Source organism: Ignatzschineria rhizosphaerae, assembly GCF_022655595.1.
Lineage (GTDB): Bacteria > Pseudomonadota > Gammaproteobacteria > Cardiobacteriales > Wohlfahrtiimonadaceae > Ignatzschineria > Ignatzschineria rhizosphaerae.
Map to the genome: position 1 here is coordinate 1,269,377 of NZ_CP093379.1, position 19,827 is coordinate 1,289,203.

The 19,827-nt window shown below is 37.9% G+C and carries 17 protein-coding genes and 1 pseudogene; 5 read left to right on the top strand and 13 right to left on the bottom strand.

Annotation, left to right across the window (positions count from 1 at the left end; genetic code table 11):
• Positions 1-43: 43 nt before the first annotated feature.
• The gene (locus MMG00_RS05465; protein ID WP_242152552.1) at positions 44-880 is read right to left on the bottom strand and encodes a helix-turn-helix domain-containing protein; all 837 of its coding nucleotides are present in this window, start codon (positions 878-880) and stop codon (positions 44-46) included.
• 303 nt (positions 881-1,183) lie between these two features.
• Here MMG00_RS05465 and MMG00_RS05470 point away from each other — a divergent pair, with 303 nt between their 5' ends.
• From MMG00_RS05470 to MMG00_RS05480, 3 genes are all read left to right on the top strand, one after another.
• A complete protein-coding gene (locus MMG00_RS05470) occupies positions 1,184-2,485 on the top strand; it encodes an NAD(P)/FAD-dependent oxidoreductase (protein WP_242152555.1) in 1,302 nt (433 codons plus the stop codon).
• A gap of 16 nt (positions 2,486-2,501) precedes the next feature.
• Positions 2,502-2,864: a cupin domain-containing protein gene (locus tag MMG00_RS05475; protein ID WP_242152558.1), complete on the top strand. Its 363-nt coding sequence runs from the start codon at positions 2,502-2,504 to the stop codon at positions 2,862-2,864.
• Between the two features lie 95 nt (positions 2,865-2,959).
• Entirely contained in the window at positions 2,960-3,937 is a 978-nt protein-coding gene (locus MMG00_RS05480; RefSeq protein WP_270049362.1) for an aldehyde dehydrogenase family protein, read from the top strand.
• Here the strand turns inward: MMG00_RS05480 and MMG00_RS05485 are convergent.
• The gene (locus tag MMG00_RS05485) at positions 3,921-4,724 is read right to left on the bottom strand and encodes an integrase core domain-containing protein (protein ID WP_242153261.1); all 804 of its coding nucleotides are present in this window, start codon (positions 4,722-4,724) and stop codon (positions 3,921-3,923) included. The two genes, MMG00_RS05480 and MMG00_RS05485, sit on opposite strands and share 17 nt — an antisense overlap.
• A gap of 56 nt (positions 4,725-4,780) precedes the next feature.
• Between MMG00_RS05485 and MMG00_RS05490 the strand changes: the two genes are divergently transcribed.
• Positions 4,781-5,329, top strand: a complete 549-nt coding sequence (locus tag MMG00_RS05490) for an aldehyde dehydrogenase family protein (protein WP_255837810.1) — start codon at positions 4,781-4,783, stop codon at positions 5,327-5,329.
• A gap of 360 nt (positions 5,330-5,689) precedes the next feature.
• Here the strand turns inward: MMG00_RS05490 and hisIE are convergent, their stop codons facing one another.
• The 10 genes and pseudogenes from hisIE to MMG00_RS05540 all read right to left on the bottom strand — a co-directional run bounded on the left by hisIE (position 5,690) and on the right by MMG00_RS05540 (position 16,094).
• Positions 5,690-6,346, bottom strand: a complete 657-nt coding sequence (hisIE, locus tag MMG00_RS14300) for a bifunctional phosphoribosyl-AMP cyclohydrolase/phosphoribosyl-ATP diphosphatase HisIE (protein WP_255837812.1) — start codon at positions 6,344-6,346, stop codon at positions 5,690-5,692.
• Positions 6,344-7,111 (bottom strand): annotated as a pseudogene (hisF, locus tag MMG00_RS14305) (imidazole glycerol phosphate synthase subunit HisF); the annotation flags it as partial. The gene hisIE and the pseudogene hisF, both read right to left, overlap by 3 nt.
• Positions 7,096-7,827: a 1-(5-phosphoribosyl)-5-[(5-phosphoribosylamino)methylideneamino]imidazole-4-carboxamide isomerase gene (gene hisA / locus MMG00_RS05505; RefSeq protein WP_242152561.1), complete on the bottom strand. Its 732-nt coding sequence runs from the start codon at positions 7,825-7,827 to the stop codon at positions 7,096-7,098. The pseudogene hisF and the gene hisA, both read right to left, overlap by 16 nt.
• A 98-nt stretch (positions 7,828-7,925) precedes the next feature.
• Entirely contained in the window at positions 7,926-9,029 is a 1,104-nt protein-coding gene (hisB, locus tag MMG00_RS05510) for a bifunctional histidinol-phosphatase/imidazoleglycerol-phosphate dehydratase HisB (RefSeq protein ID WP_242152563.1), read from the bottom strand.
• Between the two features lie 189 nt (positions 9,030-9,218).
• Positions 9,219-10,283: a histidinol-phosphate transaminase gene (gene hisC, locus MMG00_RS05515; protein ID WP_242152566.1), complete on the bottom strand. Its 1,065-nt coding sequence runs from the start codon at positions 10,281-10,283 to the stop codon at positions 9,219-9,221.
• A gap of 66 nt (positions 10,284-10,349) precedes the next feature.
• On the bottom strand, positions 10,350-11,645 hold the full coding sequence (gene hisD, locus MMG00_RS05520; protein WP_242152568.1) for a histidinol dehydrogenase: 1,296 nt from the start codon (positions 11,643-11,645) through the stop codon (positions 10,350-10,352).
• A 21-nt stretch (positions 11,646-11,666) separates the two neighbouring features.
• On the bottom strand, positions 11,667-12,563 hold the full coding sequence (gene hisG / locus MMG00_RS05525) for an ATP phosphoribosyltransferase (RefSeq protein ID WP_432805939.1): 897 nt from the start codon (positions 12,561-12,563) through the stop codon (positions 11,667-11,669).
• 591 nt (positions 12,564-13,154) lie between these two features.
• Complete coding sequence (locus MMG00_RS05530) at positions 13,155-13,997, bottom strand: MetQ/NlpA family ABC transporter substrate-binding protein (RefSeq protein ID WP_242152575.1); 843 nt, start codon at positions 13,995-13,997, stop codon at positions 13,155-13,157.
• Positions 13,998-14,248: 251 nt separating this feature from the next.
• The gene (locus tag MMG00_RS05535) at positions 14,249-15,106 is read right to left on the bottom strand and encodes a MetQ/NlpA family ABC transporter substrate-binding protein (protein ID WP_242152578.1); all 858 of its coding nucleotides are present in this window, start codon (positions 15,104-15,106) and stop codon (positions 14,249-14,251) included.
• A gap of 283 nt (positions 15,107-15,389) precedes the next feature.
• Entirely contained in the window at positions 15,390-16,094 is a 705-nt protein-coding gene (locus MMG00_RS05540; RefSeq protein WP_242152580.1) for a TIGR04211 family SH3 domain-containing protein, read from the bottom strand.
• A 576-nt stretch (positions 16,095-16,670) separates the two neighbouring features.
• Between MMG00_RS05540 and MMG00_RS05545 the strand changes: the two genes are divergently transcribed.
• On the top strand, positions 16,671-17,390 hold the full coding sequence (locus tag MMG00_RS05545) for an SDR family NAD(P)-dependent oxidoreductase (protein ID WP_242152582.1): 720 nt from the start codon (positions 16,671-16,673) through the stop codon (positions 17,388-17,390).
• 412 nt (positions 17,391-17,802) lie between these two features.
• Here the strand turns inward: MMG00_RS05545 and htpG are convergent, their stop codons facing one another.
• Positions 17,803-19,704: a molecular chaperone HtpG gene (gene htpG, locus MMG00_RS05550; protein WP_242152586.1), complete on the bottom strand. Its 1,902-nt coding sequence runs from the start codon at positions 19,702-19,704 to the stop codon at positions 17,803-17,805.
• Positions 19,705-19,827 lie beyond the last annotated feature (123 nt).

Genomic DNA, 19,827 nt, shown 5'->3' on the forward strand with positions numbered 1-19,827 from the left:
CAATGCTCAATCTAAAAACTTTGATACTCTTAACTGATCTGACCTAACCATAATCTTTGATTAAATGTGCGCTGTAGTTGTTACTACTGGCTTTTTGCATAAATTTTCTAGGTGCTAACGCCGTAAATTTTTTAAACTCTCGAACAAAATGGGATTGATCCGCATATCCTTGATCTGATGCTAAGTCCGTTAAACTTACCTTATGTTTTTGTAACATCTGCTGTAATACATGCTGAAATCTTAAAATCAACGAATAAGATTTAGGGGATAATCCAAAATTATCGGTAAAAATCTTATTGACATATCTTGTTGAGTAGCCTGTATATTGCCCCACTTCACGAATTGATAACGCGCCACTATTAACCGTAATTAACTGATGCATTTGCCACGCAACAGGAGATCTCTTTACTGCTATTTGCTGACAAAAATGGTGATAAAAATGATGAATCCGCGCTTCAAAACTTAAGGCTGTGACAATTTTTTCTAATAAATCATCCCCATCCTTAAGGATCTCCTGTAAGGGAAACTCCCCATCTACTAACAATCTTGAATCTTGTTGAATAAATTGCGGTATTTTCCCAGGATGAAAACGAACCCCAAAATAACGCTTACCCGATTGGATCTCCACAAGCTTTGCCGTGCTAGGCGTACCACATAGCCTCACTGCTGAATTTTCACCATCACACAAAAACAAGATATCAATACTCGCATCAGGTACTGCAATGACCTTGCCATCTGATCTTTGTGCTTGAAAAGTATAAAAATGTGAAATAGGTGAATTTTCAACGACTTTAACGTGATAGGTTCCTCCCGAACTAAAAGTAAAATATGGCTGGATAGTTCGTAAATTAGAGACACAGTTATCGACTAATAATGCCATGTAACCCTCCTTCTCCTCAATAAAACATCTAAATTCAACTGTTTATTAAGATCTGTTTTTATATTTATAATTCACAAACATATTAGTGATCTATTATCGAGATTTTGTCAAACAATTTCTCAAAGAAGATTTTTATTAAGGGTATTCGCTTAATTCCTCCTAAAAACCAGTGCCGATTTGTTCTATTTTTTAATTTATTTTCCCTTAACAATGAAAACTCATCACAAAAATAATAAAAACTGACGCATCCATTTAATAAAAATCAATAACGGATAAATAAGTCATCACCACGAGGATATAAGCATGAGCATCGAGATAGATACGCCCACCTATTACACTGCAACAAAGAAATATTTTCTGAATTTCCCAGAATTAGAAGAAGATATTGATGTTGATGTTGTTGTGATTGGCGGTGGATTTACCGGCATCAACACTTCTCTTGAACTAGCAGAAAATGGCATTACTAATATTGCCGTCTTAGAAGCTAAGTACTTAGGATATGGTGGTACTGGTAGAAATGGTGGTCAGATTATGGCCGGAATTGGTCATGATCTTGATGTTTTGGGGAAAAGTGTGGGTCCTGAAGGCGTTCAAGCAATATTTGAACTCAGTGACCAAGGAGCAAAGATTATTAAATCCCGCATCAAAAAATATGAAATTGATGCCGATTTTCGCCATGGATACGCTTATATGGCATTTAATAAACGCCAAACAAAAACATTACAACAATGGGAAAAAGATTTTAAAGAGATCGATAAAGATAATGAGATCTATCTTGCAACTGGAAGTGATGTTAAAAAAGTTGTCGGTAGTGATGCTTATGATAGCGGGCTTGTACATATGGGGGCCGGTCAAGTTCACTCGCTGAATCTTCTTTTAGGGGAAGCAAACGCTCTAACCTCCTATGGCGCAAAAATATATGAATATAGCCCAGCACTTGAAGTCACTTACGGAAAAGAGATTAAAGTACGTACCGCAAAAGGAACGATTACGGCTAAAAAACTCCTTTGGGCTTGTGATGGTTTTTTAAATAAGATGGAACCTGAGCTTCATAAAAAAACCATTAATACCTTTGCTTATCAGTTAATGACAGAGCCGATGTCTGAAGAATTAATTAATCGCATAAGTCCTATTAGAGGGGCTTATAGTGATATCCGCCCGGTAATAGATTATTACCGAGTCACCAATGAAAATCGTTTGCTTTTTGGACTTGCAACTAATTGGGTTGAATATACCCCTCGAGATCTTAAGGCTTTTAATAGAGCGCATATGCTCAAAATATTCCCCTATCTAAAAGATGTCCATATTGATTTAGCTTGGGGAGGCCCTATGGCTTGTAGCGCCAATCTGTTCCCTCAAATCGGAACGCTTCCAAATCATCCTAATGTCTTCTTTTGCCAAGGATATTCAGGATTTGGAGTTACACCCAGTCATATTGTTTGTAAAGTGTTAGCAGAAGGGATGCGAGAAGGATCAGAACGCTATGAGCTCTTTACAAAAATAAAACATAAAAGAATCATCGGCAAAGATCTACTTCGCCCCTTCCTACTGACTGGGGCAAAATCACTTCATCAACTTTCTGGCTATTTTAATGGCCGTCGTTAATTTTAAGGAGATTTATATGTTACTAGGTATTCACAAAATCAATTCCCTCGATGAGCTCGATAGCTGGGGAACTGTTGCAGATTTGGGTTCTACTATCTTAGAAGGTGATGGTAAAGCATATGGAAAATTCACCATCGGTAATCCTGAAGTGCCAATTAATGGTGGCTATTTTGCCGTAACTAAGGGTAAATTTCGTATGACTTATCCATTTACAGAGCAAGCCACTATTGTTAAAGGTGAGCTATCATTAACCAATGAAGAGACGGGTGAAGTGCTCCATCTTAAAGAAGGAGATAGCTTTGTCGCAGAAAAAGGAACTAAAGTCCTTTGGGATGTAAAGAGTGATTTCTTTGTAAAACACTACCTTTCAGCCATCTAAACTCTTTAACTCAATATCTCTATCTCCCTTAATCTTCTGATTGAGGGATCTTGCATTAATAACCTTGTTATATTCTCTTGATTGGAGGTCTTGCCATGAACCATCTATTACTCCCAACAACGCAAGCATTTTTAAAATCCCCCTTAGCTTCATTCATTAATGGTGACGTTATTGCAACTTCTAACGAAGAAAATATCGACATTTTTAATCCTGCAACCGGTAAACCATTAACATCGATCCCTAAATGCACGCCCCAAGATTTAGAAAAAGCAGTTCAATCAGCACATGATTCCTTCATTGATAAGCGCTGGTCTGGTATGCGCCCTGCTGATAGAGAGCGGATTTTATATCGTCTTTCAGAATTACTCATCGAGCATAAAGAGACGCTAGCACAGTTAGAAACATTAAACCAAGGAAAATCGATTCATATCTCTCGCGCTGTGGAAGTTGACTCAACGGCTGAATATATTCGTTATATTGCCGGCTGGAGCACAAAAATTACAGGAGAGACTTTTGATGTTTCTATCGCGATTCCCCCTGGTGCAAAATATACAGCCTATACGCAAAAAGAACCCATTAGCGTTATTGCCGCAATCGCTCCTTGGAATTTCCCTCTTGCCATTGCCGCTTGGAAGAGTATTCCTGCATTAGCAGCAGGCTGCTCTGTAGTATTAAAACCGGCACATGAAACCCCTCTAACAGCGCTCTATTTAGCGCAGCTTGCGCTCGAAGCTGGCATTCCTAAGGGCGTTTTTAATGTCTTATTAGGCGCAGATGGGCAAATTGGACAAAAACTGGTCGAGCATCCTCTCATTCGTAAAGTCACTTTTACAGGATCGACCGCTGTTGGGAAACTCGTTGGGAAAGCTGCAATTGAACATATGGCGCATTTCTCTTTAGAGCTTGGGGGCAAAAACCCGATGATTATTATGGAAGATGTTGCTATTGAAACGGCCGTTAATGGCATTATGATGGGGGCTTTTCTTAATTCAGGGCAAGTGTGTGCGGCCGCATCACGCATTTATATTCATGAAATGTTAGAAATCGGCGGGTTGTTTACACTTCAGTGTTAAAATAATTTTCTAAAACTTCATAAGGCGTTAAACCATTAATACCCTTATGAGGTTTTACTGTGTTGTAATAGTTCAAAAATCGTTTTAGCTTCTTTTTCCGATCATCTGAACTGATAAACTCTTCCTGATTATGCCACATTTCCATGAGTGTTCGAATGACTCTTTCTGCTTTTCCATTCGTTTGAGGGCAAGCTGGCTTTGTAAACTTTTGATTAATCTTATGTGTTAGACACATTTCGACAAAGGCATGTTCTGATGTACCTTTATACTCACGACCATTATCCGAATAGGTGCATTCTACAGTATAGGGACACTGTTCTAACAGATCCCATCGAAGAAATTCAGCAGCACTAAACTGTGATTTATCAGGATAAATACCGGCATAAAGTTCTCTTGAAAAATCATCAATTCCTACAAATAAATACTCTCTAGTGCGATTTTTAAGATCTCCTTTTAAAAGAGGGAGCCGTTTAGTATCCACATGGACCATCTCGCCAGGATAGTTTTTGTTATAACGTTTAGCCCTCTTTTTAAGTTTCTCTTCAATAGATTTTTCAATCTTTGCAAGACGTTTAATGCCATACTTAATTGTTCTATAACGTTCATTTTTACTAGCTAATGGCACAAACAAGTTCAATCTACCTTGTTTTAGTACTTTATAGATCGTAGGTCTGCTTACCATAAAACGCTCAGCTAGATAGGTTACGGTAAATTTTTCTTGATGATGTAATCGCCAAATCTCTTCTCGATGAAACGGCGTTAATTTTGTTTTTCGATGGATATTCATAACAGTATTTTCTCCTAATACTGTAAACAACGCGATAAAATCCTACACATGAAAAAATATATGCAGCTGTCAAAACGCAATTATCCCAAGCTATTGAGAACCTAGTTGTAGGCCCCGGACTTGATGAAACAACGCAGATTCAACCTGTTGTATCTAAGAAACAGCAGATGAGTATCTTACAACATCTTGCAACGGCAAAAGCTGAAGGAGCGACAATTCTAAGCGGAACAACGCCTAAAGATCAAGAGGGTTACTATATTGCCCCAAGCATCATTACAGATATTGCGCCCCATGCACGGATTCTTAAAGATGAGGTATTTGGTCCTGTTATTGCGCTTATTCCTTTTAAAGATGCAGATGAAGCGATAAAACTTGCCAATGATACAGAGTATGGATTAGCAGCGAGTTTATGGACTCATAATTTAAATTATACAATGGATATGGTGCCCAAAATTGCAGCAGGTACTGTTTGGGTCAATTCCCATGTTCCGCTTGATCCGGCGATGCCCTTTGGCGGCGTTAAGCAATCAGGAATTGGCCGTGAGTTTGGCAAAACCTCTGTTGAGAGCTTTACTGAAACTAAGAGCGTCTGTATCGCTCATTAAAATGGATTAATTACACAAGATCTATCGATCCTTACTATAGTAAAATTGGTTTAAAAGTACTGCACCAGATTGCCGGTAGACCGGTTATGAGGAGCGTAAGAGACCTTATATCCGGCATTGTACAAGCTAATTTGATTCACACGCTACCCTTGTTTTATAGAGAAATCGGTTTAAGAGTGACTGAATCAGATTGCCGGCGCATCTATTATGAGAAGCACGAGAATCGTTCTATCCGGTAGTGCCGCAAGCTAATTTGATACACCCTGTTCCCATAATACTTTTAAAATAGTATTTCTTAAATTGAATTTACTATAAAATACTGATCTATAGCGTTATTTAAGTATTTTTATGGTGATCCGTTTACTGCTTAGCATGGCGCTCATTTAGTTTTGCTAAAACATCTTCCCAAGCAAGTCCTTGATCATGGAGTAATATTGTTGCGTGGTACATGAGATCTGCCATTTCGGAGATCACCTCCTCTTTATCTTGCACCGTTGCGGCCAATGCCACCTCAACACCCTCTTCTCCCACTTTTTGCGCGATACGCTTGGTTCCTTTTGCATAAAGTGATGCCGTATAAGAGGTTGCTGGATCATCATTTTTACGAGCTTCAAGAAGAGATTCTAAGCGAGAGAAAAAGACCCATGGCACTTTACGAGAAACAGCTTCAAAACAGCTAATATCCCCTAAATGACAGGTAGGACCTATTGGATTTGCTAAAATTAAAAGTGTGTCATTATCACAATCTAATGTGTAATCGATCACATTTAAGAAGTTCCCTGACTCTTCCCCTTTCGTCCATAAACGGTTCTTCGTTCTTGAAAAAAAGGTCACCTTTGCAGTTTCTAATGTTTGGGTCAGCGCTTCTCTATTCATAAATCCAAGCATTAATACCTCAGCTGACTGATAATCTTGCACAATAACTGGCAATAAATTATCAACCTTCTGCCAATCAACCATTTCAGCTATCGCCGCGGGATTCACTTTTTTTGTAGATTGAGCAATATCTTTTGGCATTGCCACTTCAATCCCTTCATCTTTAAGATATGCCTTAAGTGCTGTGATATTCACAATCTCTTTATGAAATGCTGATGCACCTAAAGTACCATCGACTTTCGCGACTAAATAAGCATCACGAAAATGCTCCATTTTTCCAGCACCGCCGGAAGCGACCAATTTCACATTACAGATCGCTCTGACCTTTTGTAGCTGAGTTAAATCATAACCATCTCGTACACCATCTTGATTCATCATATTTAAAACGATCTCACCGGCACCTCTATTTTGGATTTCAGCAACCCAATCTAAAGTGCGCCAAGATGTTTTACTAGTAGTTGCTTCATCTCCTGTTAAGGTATAGACAAAATAATCATTCTCTTTAGCATCATAGTAAGAATCAATGCCAACAACGATTTTATCACTCCCAAAAGCGGCTACTAACTCATTTATAAAATGAGGATTTGCTAATGCCGGTGAATTAATGGAGATCTTATCAACACCATTATCAAAGAGCGCTTTCGCATCTTCTAAGGTTTTAATGCCACCAGCAACACAAAGAGGGATATCGATCACATCTTTAATGGTTTTTACCCACGATTTATCGACAACTTTCCCCTGACTTGAGGCCGTAATGTCATAAATCACCAGCTCATCAGCGCCTTCATCAGAATAGCGCTTTGCAAGTGATAGCGCATCGCCCATTGTTTCATGATTACGAAACTGCGTTCCCTTAACAACGACACCCTCTTTTACATCTAAACATGCGATTATTTTTGCCAGCATGAGATTGCCTCCTCGGCACTAAATTTCCCTTCTAATAACGCTCGACCAACAATTACGCCGGCAACGCCTGTTCCTTCCAAAACCTGAATATCTTCAATAGAGCCAATGCCGCCTGATGATTGAAAATCAATCTCTGGATATTTAACGCAAAGCTCCTCATAAAGTGCAACATTAGAGCCCGTTAACATTCCATCTTTAGAAATATCTGTACAGAGCACATGCTTTAAGCCTACGGGCTGATATTTATCAATAAGTGCTTCAATCGTGATCTCACTTGTCTCTTGCCAGCCGCTTAATGCTACTTTTTTAATTCCCTCTTCAATACGGATATCAAGCGCTAAAACAATTTTTTCTCCGCCAAACTCTTGAAACCATTGCATCACTTCAATAGGCTCTTTAACAGCGGTTGAGCCCACAACAACACGATCCACACCGATATTTAAAAGATTTTCAATATCTTCACGGCTCCGAATGCCGCCCCCAACTTGAATAGGAGCATCCACCGTTTTCACGATCTCTGAGATAACCTTTAATTGACGCGCTTCAGGATCTTTAGCGCCATCTAAATCGACTAAATGTAGATACTTCGCCCCTGCATCAACATACTCTTTAAACTTTGTAATCGGGGAATATTCAAAAGTAGTTTGGCGCGCATAATCCCCTTGCTGAAGGCGAACAACCTCACCATTAATCAGATCTAATGCCGGGATAATCATTTTTTATCTCCTTATGATTTTTAAAAGCTAGATACTAAAGCGGCGTAATCTTATTTTATTCGTTACAGTATTATACAAAACAGATTACAAGATCTCGATTACAAAAGCCCTTTAGAGCTTGGTAATACATCACTTTCAACCTTTACAGCTTGACGCAAAGTGCGGCCAAAGACTTTAAAGAGTGATTCAATCTTATGATGGGTATTAACTCCTTCTGCTTTTAAGTGTAGCGTTGAAGCCATCGCATAAGCTAAAGATCTAAAGAAATGAGGAACCATCTCTGTGCTAAATGTTCCAACCATTTCACGATCAAAAGTTGCTTTAAAATCAATATGCGCTCGCCCTGAGAGATCTAATGTACAAAATGCTCGGCACTCATCCATCGGCAAAATAAATTCAAACTGGTTAAAACCAAAACGGGCAATCCCTCGTTTATCACCAAGCGCCTCACGCAAGGCTTCCCCAAGCGCAATCCCTGTATCTTCAACGGTATGGTGATCATCAATCTCAAGATCACCATTGACCATAACATCCATTCTAAAACCGCCGTGCGTTGCAATTTGATCTAACATATGATCAAAAAAAGGCAAACCTGTTGAGATATTACTTGCCCCTGTTTCATCTAAAAAGAGCGCAATCTTAATATCAGTCTCTTTTGTTTTACGCTCAATAACAGCAACTCGTGGCTCTCTCCCTGCCTTAACAACCCCTTTATTTAAAAGGCGCTCAACAATTAAATCCCAGTTCATCTCTTGGGGATGGTAGAGAATGCCTTCAATCCCCATATTTTCTGCCAATCCAAGATCCGTTTCACGATCACCAATTACGTAGCTATTTTCTGGATTAAAACGTTTTTCATCGAGATAAGCTTGTACCATTCCCACTTTCGGTTTACGGCAATCGCAATTATCTTCTGTAAAATGTGGACAAAGCAGCACATCATCAAAAATAACGCCTTGAGATTCAAAAGTTTCCATCATACGATTGTGAGGAATATCAAATTGATCCTGCGGGTTACTCGGCGTTCCTAGACCATCTTGATTAGAGACAATGACAAAACGGTAGCCAGCTTGTTGTAATTCAAGAAGCGCTGGAATAACGCGCGGTTCAAAGATTAATTTTTCTAATGAATCGATCTGAAAATCTGTCTTTGGCTCATCAATTAAAGTGCCATCACGATCGATAAATAGTATATTTTGCATGAAATGCCCTTCTCTATTTTAAGTATTCAATATTTTAATATTTTAATGTTTATTAAGTTAGGTTCTGTAACTCAAGTACGATAAATCCACTTCTACAAACTTTATTCAAAAGCCTTATTCATAAAGCCTATTTGTCTTCTTATAAACATTAGGAGAATCTCCTAACATCTTTAGCTAATGACTCCCCATTTATTCATAAAATGCCGTCATCGCCTTTAGTAACTGCTCATGCTCCTTTGGTAAACCAATAGAGATTCTTAAGCAATCTTTCAAACACTCAGAGCTTAAATAACGCACAAAGATCCCTTGTGATTTTAAGGCTTCATAAAGCGCTTTTGCATCTTGCAGTTTTACTAAGATAAAGTTTGATTCGCTAGGATAAACCGTCTCAACAAATGGCTTTTCCTTAAGCGCTGCAACCAATGCCGCTTTACTCTCTAAGAGCTTTTGGCGGTTTAAGAGCATCTGTGCAATCCCGGCTTCTGAAAGAGAGTCTTCAGCAATTGCAATAGAAGGCACAGAGAGCGGATAAGGACTAATCGCACGTTTTAAGACATTAATTAAAGGCGCTGTAGCAACAGCAAAGCCAAAGCGAACACCAGCAAGCCCAAATGCTTTAGATAATGTTCTCACTAATGCTAAATGTGGAAATTCCTTAATTCGTTTAGCAAAAGATTTCGCCTCACTAAACTCAATATAAGCTTCATCCACCACTACAATGGCACGATTTTTGGTTGCTTCTAAAATACGCTCGATATCTACGACATTCATGATATTAGCTGTTGGGTTATTAGGATTACAGAGAAAAACCATCTTCACCCCATCTAGGTTATTAATAATCCCCTCAACATCTAAGGAAAAATCCGATAGTAACGGAACTTTTACCGTTTCAACCTCATAAAGGTCACAAGTTACCTGATACATCCCAAATGTGGGTGGACAATAGAGAAGTTTATCTTTCTTTCCTTCACAAAAAGCTTTAATTAAAAGCTCAATGGCCAGATCCCCACCTAAAGTCGCTAAAACTTCATCATTATCAACGCCTACGTATTTAGCAAAACGAGCAATGACTTCTGATGGTTGCGGCTCAGGATAGCGATTAACGGCTAATTCAAATTTAACAGGTCCTACATAAGGGTTCTCATTGGTATCTAAATATACTTCATTCGCCATTGTGCCGCGTTTTTCAGCCACATAAATCTCACAATTTTGTACGGCTTTACGACTAAGCTTTTCTGCAATCATTTGTCCCATCTTTTCCTCTCCTTACTTTTAATATCTATTATTCATTCATCATGACATAACTTATGAAAAAAAGGGCTATCCTTGGGATTTTATTGCCGCTAATCGTACTTCTACTGCTAATTTATGGGCATCTAACAGCTCCCTTTCTGCCAATAAGGAAACGGTTGGTCCTAAATTTAAAAAACCTTCTTGTGATAAGGTTTGGACGGTCATTCGTTTAGAAAAATCTGCCAAACCTAAGCTTGAATAAGTTTTAGCATAACCATAAGTAGGCAATACATGATTCGTTCCTGAAGCATAATCCCCCATTGATTCTGGTGAAAATGCCCCTAAGAAGACAGATCCTGCATGACTAATATCCGCAAGTAACGATCTTGGCGATTCGGTTTGAATAATTAAATGCTCTGGTGCATAAAGATTACTAACCATCACCGCCTCATCTAAACTTTCCACTAAAATTGAGCGGCTATGACTTAATGCCACTTTCGCCGTTTCAGCTCGGCCTAAAAGTGCTAGTTGTGATTCAATTGATGCCTCGACACGATCAATTAACATTTCTGAGTCTGTCACTAAAATCACTTGTGAATCTTCACCATGCTCAGCTTGAGAAAGAAGATCAGCTGCAACAAAATCTGGATTAGCGAGCTTATCGGCAATCACTAAAACTTCCGAAGGGCCTGCCGGCATATCAATCGCCGCACCATCACTCATTTGACTTACTTGTCTTTTTGCTTCTGTCACAAAGCTATTGCCGGGACCAAAAATCTTATCAACCTTCTTAATCGTTTCGGTACCAAGACCTAAAGCAAAAATCGCTTGGGCGCCGCCCATTTGATAGACTTTTGTAATACCGCAAAGCTTTGCAGCATAGATAATTTCATCTGCAAGTTTTGGGGGGCTTGCTAAAACAATCTCTTTACAGCCGGCAATTTTTGCCGGAATGGCAAGCATTAAAACTGTTGAAAAAAGGGGCGCCGTGCCTCCTGGAATATAGAGTCCGACAGACTCAATGGGACGTGTTAAAACTTCGCATAATACGCCTTTTTCTGTCTCCACCTCTATTGCTTGAGGCTTTTGCACTTCGTGAAACTTCGCAATATTATTATAAGCACGCTTAACCGCTGTTTTAAATGATTCAGATAGACTCTTCTCAACTCGCTCAAATTCGCTTTCTGGTAAAATTAAGGAATCTACTGTTACCTGATCAAACTTCTCAGTCAACGCAATAACTGCCTTATCACCATTTTGCATCACATCTTCTTTAATAGCTGTCACAGCCACTTCAACTTTGCCGGCAACTGTCTGAGCAGGTCGTTTTAATGCCGCTTTTTGCGCTGATGTATTAAGCGCTTTCCAAATAATCTTTTCCATGATCTCTCTTTTTTAATCCTATTATTCCATCATTTTTTCGATTGGAAGGACTAAGATTGAACTAGCCCCTTGAGCCTTTAGTGCTTCCATTGTCTCCCAAAAGAGGGTTTCACTACTGACAACGTGCATCGCAACACGAGAATCATCATTCGCAAGTGGAAGAATGGTCGGATTTTCAGCACCCGGTAATAGTTCACTAATCTCTTTTAAACGATCTTTAGGGGCGTGAAGCATAATATATTTAGATTCATTGGCTTGAATCACACTCTGGATTCTCGGCATTAATTTCTCAACTAAGGCTGTTTTCTCTCTGCCCATATCACTTGCCGTTTGAATAAGACACGCTTTTGAACGAAAGATCACCTCAACCTCTTTTAAACCATTAGCCTCTAAAGTCGCACCAGATGAGACAAGATCACAAATAGCATCAGCAAGACCTGCTCTTGGCGCAACTTCTACTGAACCTTGAAGTAAAGAGCTCTTAAAGTTAATACCTTTTTCCGATAGATAGCGATTTAAAAGATTGGGAAAGGAAGTGGCAACTCGCAATCCTTCAAAATCCGCTACCCCTTTATAGTTTGCATTTTTAGGAAGGGCTAACGACAAGCGGCAACCACCAAATGGGAGCATCTGAAGCACTTTATAGAGAGAATCAATGGGTTGCTCTTTCCCTAAAGCGACCTCCTCTAATACATTTTGCCCAACAATCCCTAAATCAACTACACCATCAAACACAAGCCCTGGAATATCGTCATCTCGAACACGCAAAATATCAATAGGCATATTCTCCACATGAGCAATCAACTTATCTTTCGTCATATTGATTTTTAAACCACTCTTTTCGAGCAGTTTTTGCGACTCTTCACTTAATCGTCCTGATTTTTGTATCGCGATCTTTAAGCGAGTGTTCTTCATAATATATGCCTCTTTTAAATATAAATTGCTGCTATGAAATAGATATAAATTAAATATTGTAGATTTTATGATACTTAGCACTTTGTTCTACTGTGGTAGTACAATATTACATATCATTTTTAATTACAACCCCTTTTTAATTTTTTATAATATCTAAGGTTTAAAGTCGCTTATTTTTATAGCAGATTCGGTTTAAGAAACAGTACTTTAAAAGCAAAACAGAGCCGCATATGCGTCAAATAAGCTTGCATGATACCGAATATCATCACGCTTACACTTCTCATAACCGATACGTCGGCAATCTGACTTAGTAACTTTAACTGCTTTACGATATCTACCTTATCCCCGAAGAATAGGGCTAAAAATGATGTTAACACGGTGATAAGTATTCTCTTTATTCTCGATAGTCATCATCTAAAGACAATCCTGACAATAAAATTATCAAAAAAATAGGTACCCTTTTAAGGTACCTATCATTTTGGTTTGATGTTATTTAAATCTAAATTTATTTTTAATAAAATATAGGGGTTAAATAATATAAAGTTTAAATATTTTTATTCTTCCAACAATCAACTAAGATTCATCTTTAGCGGTTTATTTGTCATCTTGCCATGCTTGAGGATATTTATATCCTGCAAAACGCTCTGCAGCATATGCTTTAAATTCATCAGAATTATAGGCTTCTGTGACATCTTTTAACCATAATGCATCAATATCCTTAGTTTTGACTGCCGCCCAGTTAATAAAGATAAATCCAGGATCTGCAAAAAGCGCATCTGAAAATGGAATGTTAGAACTTGCCGCGTAATTCCCTGGAATCACTACATAATCAACATCAGGGCGCACACGAGGTAATTGTGGTGCTTCAATCATCACCAACTCGATATTATGTGGGTTTTCATCAATATCATTTTTTGTTGCTTTTAAAGAATCGGTACCAGGTTTTAGCGTAATAATATCCGCATCTACCAATAATGCTAATGAACGCGAAAAGTTACTAGGATCATTAGGGACTGCAAATTTAGCGCCTTGTGCGATATTACTTAAATCGTCTTTCTTACCGCTATAAATGCCTAAAGGTCCTGTGGGAATTTGAAATACTTCCGTTAAATCGAGCTCATTTAATGTTTTAAAGGAGTTGAGATAAGGGAGATGCTGGAAGGTATTAATCTCTAAAGAGCCATCGGCTAAAGCGCGGTTAGGTAAGACATAATCTGTAAATACTACCAGTTCAACCTCATATCCTTTCTTCTCTAATTGAGGCTTCACAGAATCTGTCACCATATCTGCAAAATCCCCAACAGTCGTTCCGATACGAATTTTTTTCACCTCTAAAGGCTGCTGATTATCTGTTTTTTCATCCGAATTACAAGCGGCGAGAACCGCAGCTCCACCAATGAGTGATACGAATGCGAGTTTTTTAAAAACACCTTTCATAAATTGAGTTCCTTACAAATGGATTATGACTAGTATTAAAGGTAGGTTTTAATAATTCACCTACTTTTAAATATTTTATTGATTTTTATGAAGTTTTTGTCTACTCAACAATTCATATAATTGTTGAATTTTACGCTATTTACTTTGTTTCAACTTCACTTTAAACCTACTTTTAACTAACGATTGATTGATCTATTAAGCCATCAATCGTTAGTATTAATCATTTTTAAATTTTGATTTTAAGAATAAAACTAATTCCCCCAAATTTCCGGAAGTTGATACCCTTCAAACTTCTCAGCGCTATAGGCTTTAAATTCATCAGAATTAAAAGCCTCTGTTACATCTTTTAACCACTGACTATCACGATCTTCACTTCTCACTGCAGACCAGTTTACAAAAGTAAAGTTTGGCTCTTTAAATACCGCATCTTTCGGATTTAAACCGGCACTAATAGCAAAGTTGCCATTGATTGCTGAGAAGTCTACATCTTGCAATGATCTTGGTAACTGTGGCGCCTCTAATGTGATGATTTCAATCTCCATAGGGTTTTCTGCAATATCATGACGAGATGCTGTTAATGGATCAATATTCTCTTTTAATTTAATCCAACCTAAATAATCTAATATCACCAAAACTCGTGCATAGTTTGAAGGATCGTTCGGAGCTGATACCTTCATCCCTTTATAAGCACCCTCAAGTGATTTCACCTTCCCACCATAAAGTCCATAAGGCGCTGTGGGGATTTGGAAAGCTTCTTCAATTGCAAGGTTATGCTGCGCTTTAAAACTATCTAGATAAGGTTTATGTTGAAAAATATTGATATCCAACGCACCTTCGGCAAGCGCTAGATTTGGGCGAACATAATCTGAAAACTCAATAAGCTTTACTTTATAACCTTGCTTTTCAAGCATTGGACCTACTTTTTCACGCACCATCGTACTAAAATCGCCAACTGTCGTACCAAAAACGATCTCTTTTTTTATCTCTGCGGTGGTTGTTTCTGCTTCATCTTTAAAGCAGCCAGAGAGCAATAATCCACTCATCAACAGCACACCGGCTAATGCGAATTTTTTAAAAGTTTTGCGTTTTGCGTTTTCAATCTTATGCATGATAGTTCCTTACTCGATCTTTCATAATTTATTGTCATATTTATCGATCTTTTAGACTTTTCTACCTTAATGAAGACGATTTATTAAGAAAAACCGCCCAAAAAAGAAAAGCCCGTAACAACAGTTACGGGCTCTCAACTATTTTGGCATAGAGTTTTCGTCTAATTATGAGTACCATCATCAGATATAACTCTCTATATCACGCTTTAGCTGTTGTGCCCGCAAGCTGTTTCAAATCGGCAAACTTTATTAAAGCGACTCCCCGCTAAAATGTCAATCTTTTTTAAAAATCCCAACTGCGTTTACGACGAGTTTTCGCAAAAAGACGAGGTAAAATAGCAGATCCTAAAATAATTCCACCCAGTAAAATCAATGCTCCCGCCGTCCATTCACTGCTACGATTAACAGATTGCAATCTTGCATTTTCTTGTGTTAAACGGGTAATTTCTACCTTTTGTAGATGATCTTTTTTATTTAACTCTTCATTTTCTTGTGCAAGCTCAATCTCATGCTCATTTAATTTACGAAGCTCAATAATTTCTGATCTTAATGCCTCATTTTCAGCATTTAAAACCTCAAGCTCTAACTCAAGACCCGACTTTTCATCATTTAAACGATCTTTAACGCTATTTTGCTGCTCTTTAATCTTCTCAATCTGTGCTTCTAATGCTCTATTTTCATTTAAAAGTGGCTCATAGCGCTCTTTCGCTTCTTCAATATAATTACGTGCACTTGGCTCATTCATTAAGAAACTTTGATGAATCCAACCCGTTTTTCCCCCTTCATAACGAATTTGTACATAACCATTTCGCTCTGAGACTTTCTCTACAGGTTCGCCGGCATTAATCATCTTAATAATACGGTAATTATCAGTAGAACCTGAGCGAATCGGCGCTTGCAATGCATCACTAATATAGAGCTGTTCAGCCATTGAGAAAGATGAGACTAAAAGTAGTGCTGTCGTTAAAATGCGCATTGTTCCCTTCATAACTGGATTTACCTACTGATTGTTATCATTTAGAAATTTTATAAAGTGCCATTATACATGAAAATCATCCGTAATTTTGAGTGCTTTTCATAAAGTTTTCACCAAGTTTTTTAATCTTTTCGTAACCTTTTCTCTTCTTTAATAATTTTATTTATTCACTGTCAACTCATTTAGCTAAATCTCTTAGCTTCTCCCTTTAGATCTCCAGTCTAAAATCATACAAAGACACAACCAATGGGCTATCTCTTCCTCTTCAGCAACAAAATTAAGCGCTCTTTATGCAATCATTCCTCTTTTTTGAGTATCATCAATAAAACGGCTTACCGTAAAATATATTAAAAAAACCAATAAATTAAATTGCCAGAATATAGGTTATGAGAAACACAAAAATCGTTCTATCTTGGTATCTGGTATCTGGTTTCCCATAAACTAGTTGAATGCTTACGGCCCTATTTTACTTTTAAAAGGGTGCTTCTTAAACTAAATCGACAATAAAGCTAAAACGTATTCTTTACATCTAGAAATCAATGTTATCTAATACTTTAATATTGACAGATCAGTGATTAGGAGAGTTTTATGAAAATTTTTATTATTACAGGTGCTTCAAAAGGAATTGGTAATGCGCTAGCGACAATCTTGGAATCAGAAGGTCACAAAGTCCTACGGATTGCTAGAAGTAACCCTGATAATTTATCTAATCTAATGCCATTAGACATTACAACTGATAATGCCAATACAAAAATCTTAAAATGGCTAAAACCTCTTATCTCGCTTGCAACCGAAATTACCTTAATTAATAATGCCGGGATGATTGGCCCCATAGAACAAATCGGTCAACTAGATAATGCACATCTTGAAAAAGCGATCGCCCTTAATGTTATCGCCCCCATCTCCCTCACTAATGATTTTGCCGCTTTAACCCAAGATCTGCCTATTAGTAAAAATGTGATCAATATCTCATCGGGCGCAGGTAGACACGTTTATTCAGGATGGTCGATCTATTGCACAACGAAAGCGGCAATCGATCAATTCACGCGCGCAATGCATGTGGAACAAACAACAAAGCCTTACCCCATCTATGTTTCGGCGCTTGCCCCTGGCGTGATTGATACAGATATGCAAGTTGAAATTCGTGGAAGTAAAAAAACAGCTTTTCCCAATATCGATCGCTTTGTAGATCTAAAAGAGAATGGAAATCTTCTCTCACCGCATGAATCCGCCACAATGATTCTCAATTATCTCAACTCTCCTTTAATGAAAGGCGATAATCCGATTGCAGATGTCAGGGATATATAGATTATATTATTGTGAGATAAATAAACAATGCTGCGTCAATAATTATAAAGAATAAAAAAATAGCAAAGCGCTAGGCGCCTTGCTCAAATTATATTATTTTCTCAGGATAATATACAAAAGGACATTAGCAGCCAATTTAAGGAGGAACTGCTAACGGTTTTTATTATAACTATAGATATGTAAATATTTATATATTAGTAAATAATTATTACCAATAGACAGACATATTGAATATAGACAGGGCTATTTTTAAACTTGAAGTCTTAGAAGTTTTTTAAAAAATCATTAAAATCCTCCTTAATTGCAGAAAGATAAAATATTCCTACCTAAAAAAAGCCCCCTATCTTTTAAAATAGAGGGCTTAGCTCTGTTTACTATTAGCTTTACTTGATTAAAAAAGGAAATAGCACTCTTACTTACGATTCATTAAACGATTTAATCTTGCAACAAACTCCGATGGATTATCAAGTTGCGCGCCTTCCAGTAACAATGCCTCTTCATAAACAAGCATTGCAATATCGCTAGAAAGCTCAGCATCACTTGTTTTATCTAACATTACTAAAAGAGGATGTTTAGGGTTAATTTCAAGCCATGGCTTCATTGAAGGAACATCATGCCCCGCTTCCCTTAACATCTTCTCAAAATGCCCGCTTAAAGCATGCTCATTTCTTACTAAAACAGACGCTGAATCTGTTAAACGTTTAGAGATCTTCACATTTTCAACTCGCTCGCCAAGCACCTCTTTCATTCGCTCAACAAGTTTAACCTCTTCTTCTGTTACGGCTTTTTCAGCTTCCTGATCTTCCGCTTTATCACCAAGATCGACATCACCTTTGGCAACGTTCACCATCTCTGTGCCATCAAACTCATGAAGGAACCCAGTCATCCAATCATCAATAACATCCGTCATAAGTAAGACTTCAATGCCTTTGGATTTAAAGATCTCTAAATGTGGGCTATTTTTTGCTGTATTGAGTGAATCAGCAGTGATGTAGTAGATCTTATCTTGCCCTTCTGCCATACGCTCTTTATACGCTTTAAGAGATACGGACTCTTCATCTGTAACTGTTGAAGCAAAGCGAAGCAGTCCTGCGATCTTCTCACGATTACTATGATCTTCCCCTAAGCCTTCTTTTAATACTCGACCAAATTGACCCCAGAATTTTGCATATTTTTCTGCATCATTACTTAAAGACTCAAGCATCGTCAACGAGCGGCGAGTTAAGCCTTGGCGAATAGTATCGATCGTTTTAGAGTTTTGTAAAATTTCACGAGAAATATTAAGCGGTAAATCTTGTGTATCAACAATCCCTTTAATAAAACGCAAGTATCTTGGTACAAGCTTATCTGAGCCCGCCATGATAAAGACACGCTGCACATAAAGATCAATACCATATTTTACCTCTTGATCCCATAATCCTTGCGGTGCAACACTTGGAATATAAAGCAGCGATGTATAAGAAGTATTGCCTTCAACTCGATTATGACTCCATGAAAGAGGCGCTGAGAAATCATGCGTTAACTCTTTATAAAATGCTTCATACTCTTCATCTTTAATATCCGAGCGATCACGTTGCCAAAGCGATTCCGCAGAGTTGATCTGCTCAATAACACGCTCTGTTTTAAGCTCTGAATTCTCTTCGCCTTCTTTAGGCATAATCGGTTTTTCTACCGCCATCATAATCGGGTAGGCAATATGATCTGAATATTTCTTAACGATCTCTTTAATTGACCATTCATTTAATAAATCCAAATCATCCTCACGCATATGAAGCGTAATGGTTGTTCCGGCTTTCTCTTTTGTGGTTTCAGCAAGGGTAAACTCCCCTTCCCCTTTTGATGTCCAGATCGTTGCGCTACTCTCATCAGTTCCTGCTTTACGAGTGATCAGTTCAATCTCATGGGCGACAATAAATGCTGAGTAAAACCCAACCCCAAACTGCCCTATTAATTGAGATGCATTTTTCTGATCAGCTTCTAAGCGCTCTAAGAATGCTTTTGTCCCTGATTTTGCAATCGTTCCGATATTATCGATCACTTCTTCACGGGTCATTCCAATCCCATTATCGGAGATCGTTAATGTTTTGGCCGCTTTATCAAATGCGATATCAATCTCAGGATTTCCTTGTCCTTCAATTAATACGGAATCAGTTAAGCCTTCAAAACGACGCTTATCAAGTGCATCTGAGGCATTTGAAATGAGTTCTCTAAGAAAAATTTCACGATTAGAATAGAGAGAGTGAATCATTAAATTTAATAACTGATTCACTTCTGTTTGAAATTGCATAGTTTCTGGCTGTGTATGCTTAGTCATGATGCTCTTAAACTCCTTGTCATCTTTTTATTTATGTTACACATCAATTAAAGTTTGTCTGCTCGACAAAAATAAAGTCACTTAAATAGATGGCGCTCGTTTTTAAAATTTCAAGGGAGAAGT

Coding starts and splice junctions, on each gene's coding strand:
- hisC (WP_242152566.1), bottom strand. CDS start 10,283: ATGGGACAAATGATTGCAGAAAAGCTTAGTCGTAAAGCCGTACAAAAT.
- MMG00_RS05530 (WP_242152575.1), bottom strand. CDS start 13,997: ATGAAAGGTGTTTTTAAAAAACTCGCATTCGTATCACTCATTGGTGGA.
- hisD (WP_242152568.1), bottom strand. CDS start 11,645: ATGGAAAAGATTATTTGGAAAGCGCTTAATACATCAGCGCAAAAAGCG.
- htpG (WP_242152586.1), bottom strand. CDS start 19,704: ATGACTAAGCATACACAGCCAGAAACTATGCAATTTCAAACAGAAGTG.
- MMG00_RS05480 (WP_270049362.1), top strand. CDS start 2,960: ATGAACCATCTATTACTCCCAACAACGCAAGCATTTTTAAAATCCCCC.
- MMG00_RS05485 (WP_242153261.1), bottom strand. CDS start 4,724: ATGAATATCCATCGAAAAACAAAATTAACGCCGTTTCATCGAGAAGAG.
- MMG00_RS05545 (WP_242152582.1), top strand. CDS start 16,671: ATGAAAATTTTTATTATTACAGGTGCTTCAAAAGGAATTGGTAATGCG.
- MMG00_RS05540 (WP_242152580.1), bottom strand. CDS start 16,094: ATGAAGGGAACAATGCGCATTTTAACGACAGCACTACTTTTAGTCTCA.
- MMG00_RS05465 (WP_242152552.1), bottom strand. CDS start 880: ATGGCATTATTAGTCGATAACTGTGTCTCTAATTTACGAACTATCCAG.
- hisB (WP_242152563.1), bottom strand. CDS start 9,029: ATGCAAAATATACTATTTATCGATCGTGATGGCACTTTAATTGATGAG.
- MMG00_RS05475 (WP_242152558.1), top strand. CDS start 2,502: ATGTTACTAGGTATTCACAAAATCAATTCCCTCGATGAGCTCGATAGC.
- hisA (WP_242152561.1), bottom strand. CDS start 7,827: ATGATTATCCCGGCATTAGATCTGATTAATGGTGAGGTTGTTCGCCTT.
- MMG00_RS05470 (WP_242152555.1), top strand. CDS start 1,184: ATGAGCATCGAGATAGATACGCCCACCTATTACACTGCAACAAAGAAA.
- MMG00_RS05535 (WP_242152578.1), bottom strand. CDS start 15,106: ATGCATAAGATTGAAAACGCAAAACGCAAAACTTTTAAAAAATTCGCA.
- hisIE (WP_255837812.1), bottom strand. CDS start 6,346: ATGCCAAAAGATATTGCTCAATCTACAAAAAAAGTGAATCCCGCGGCG.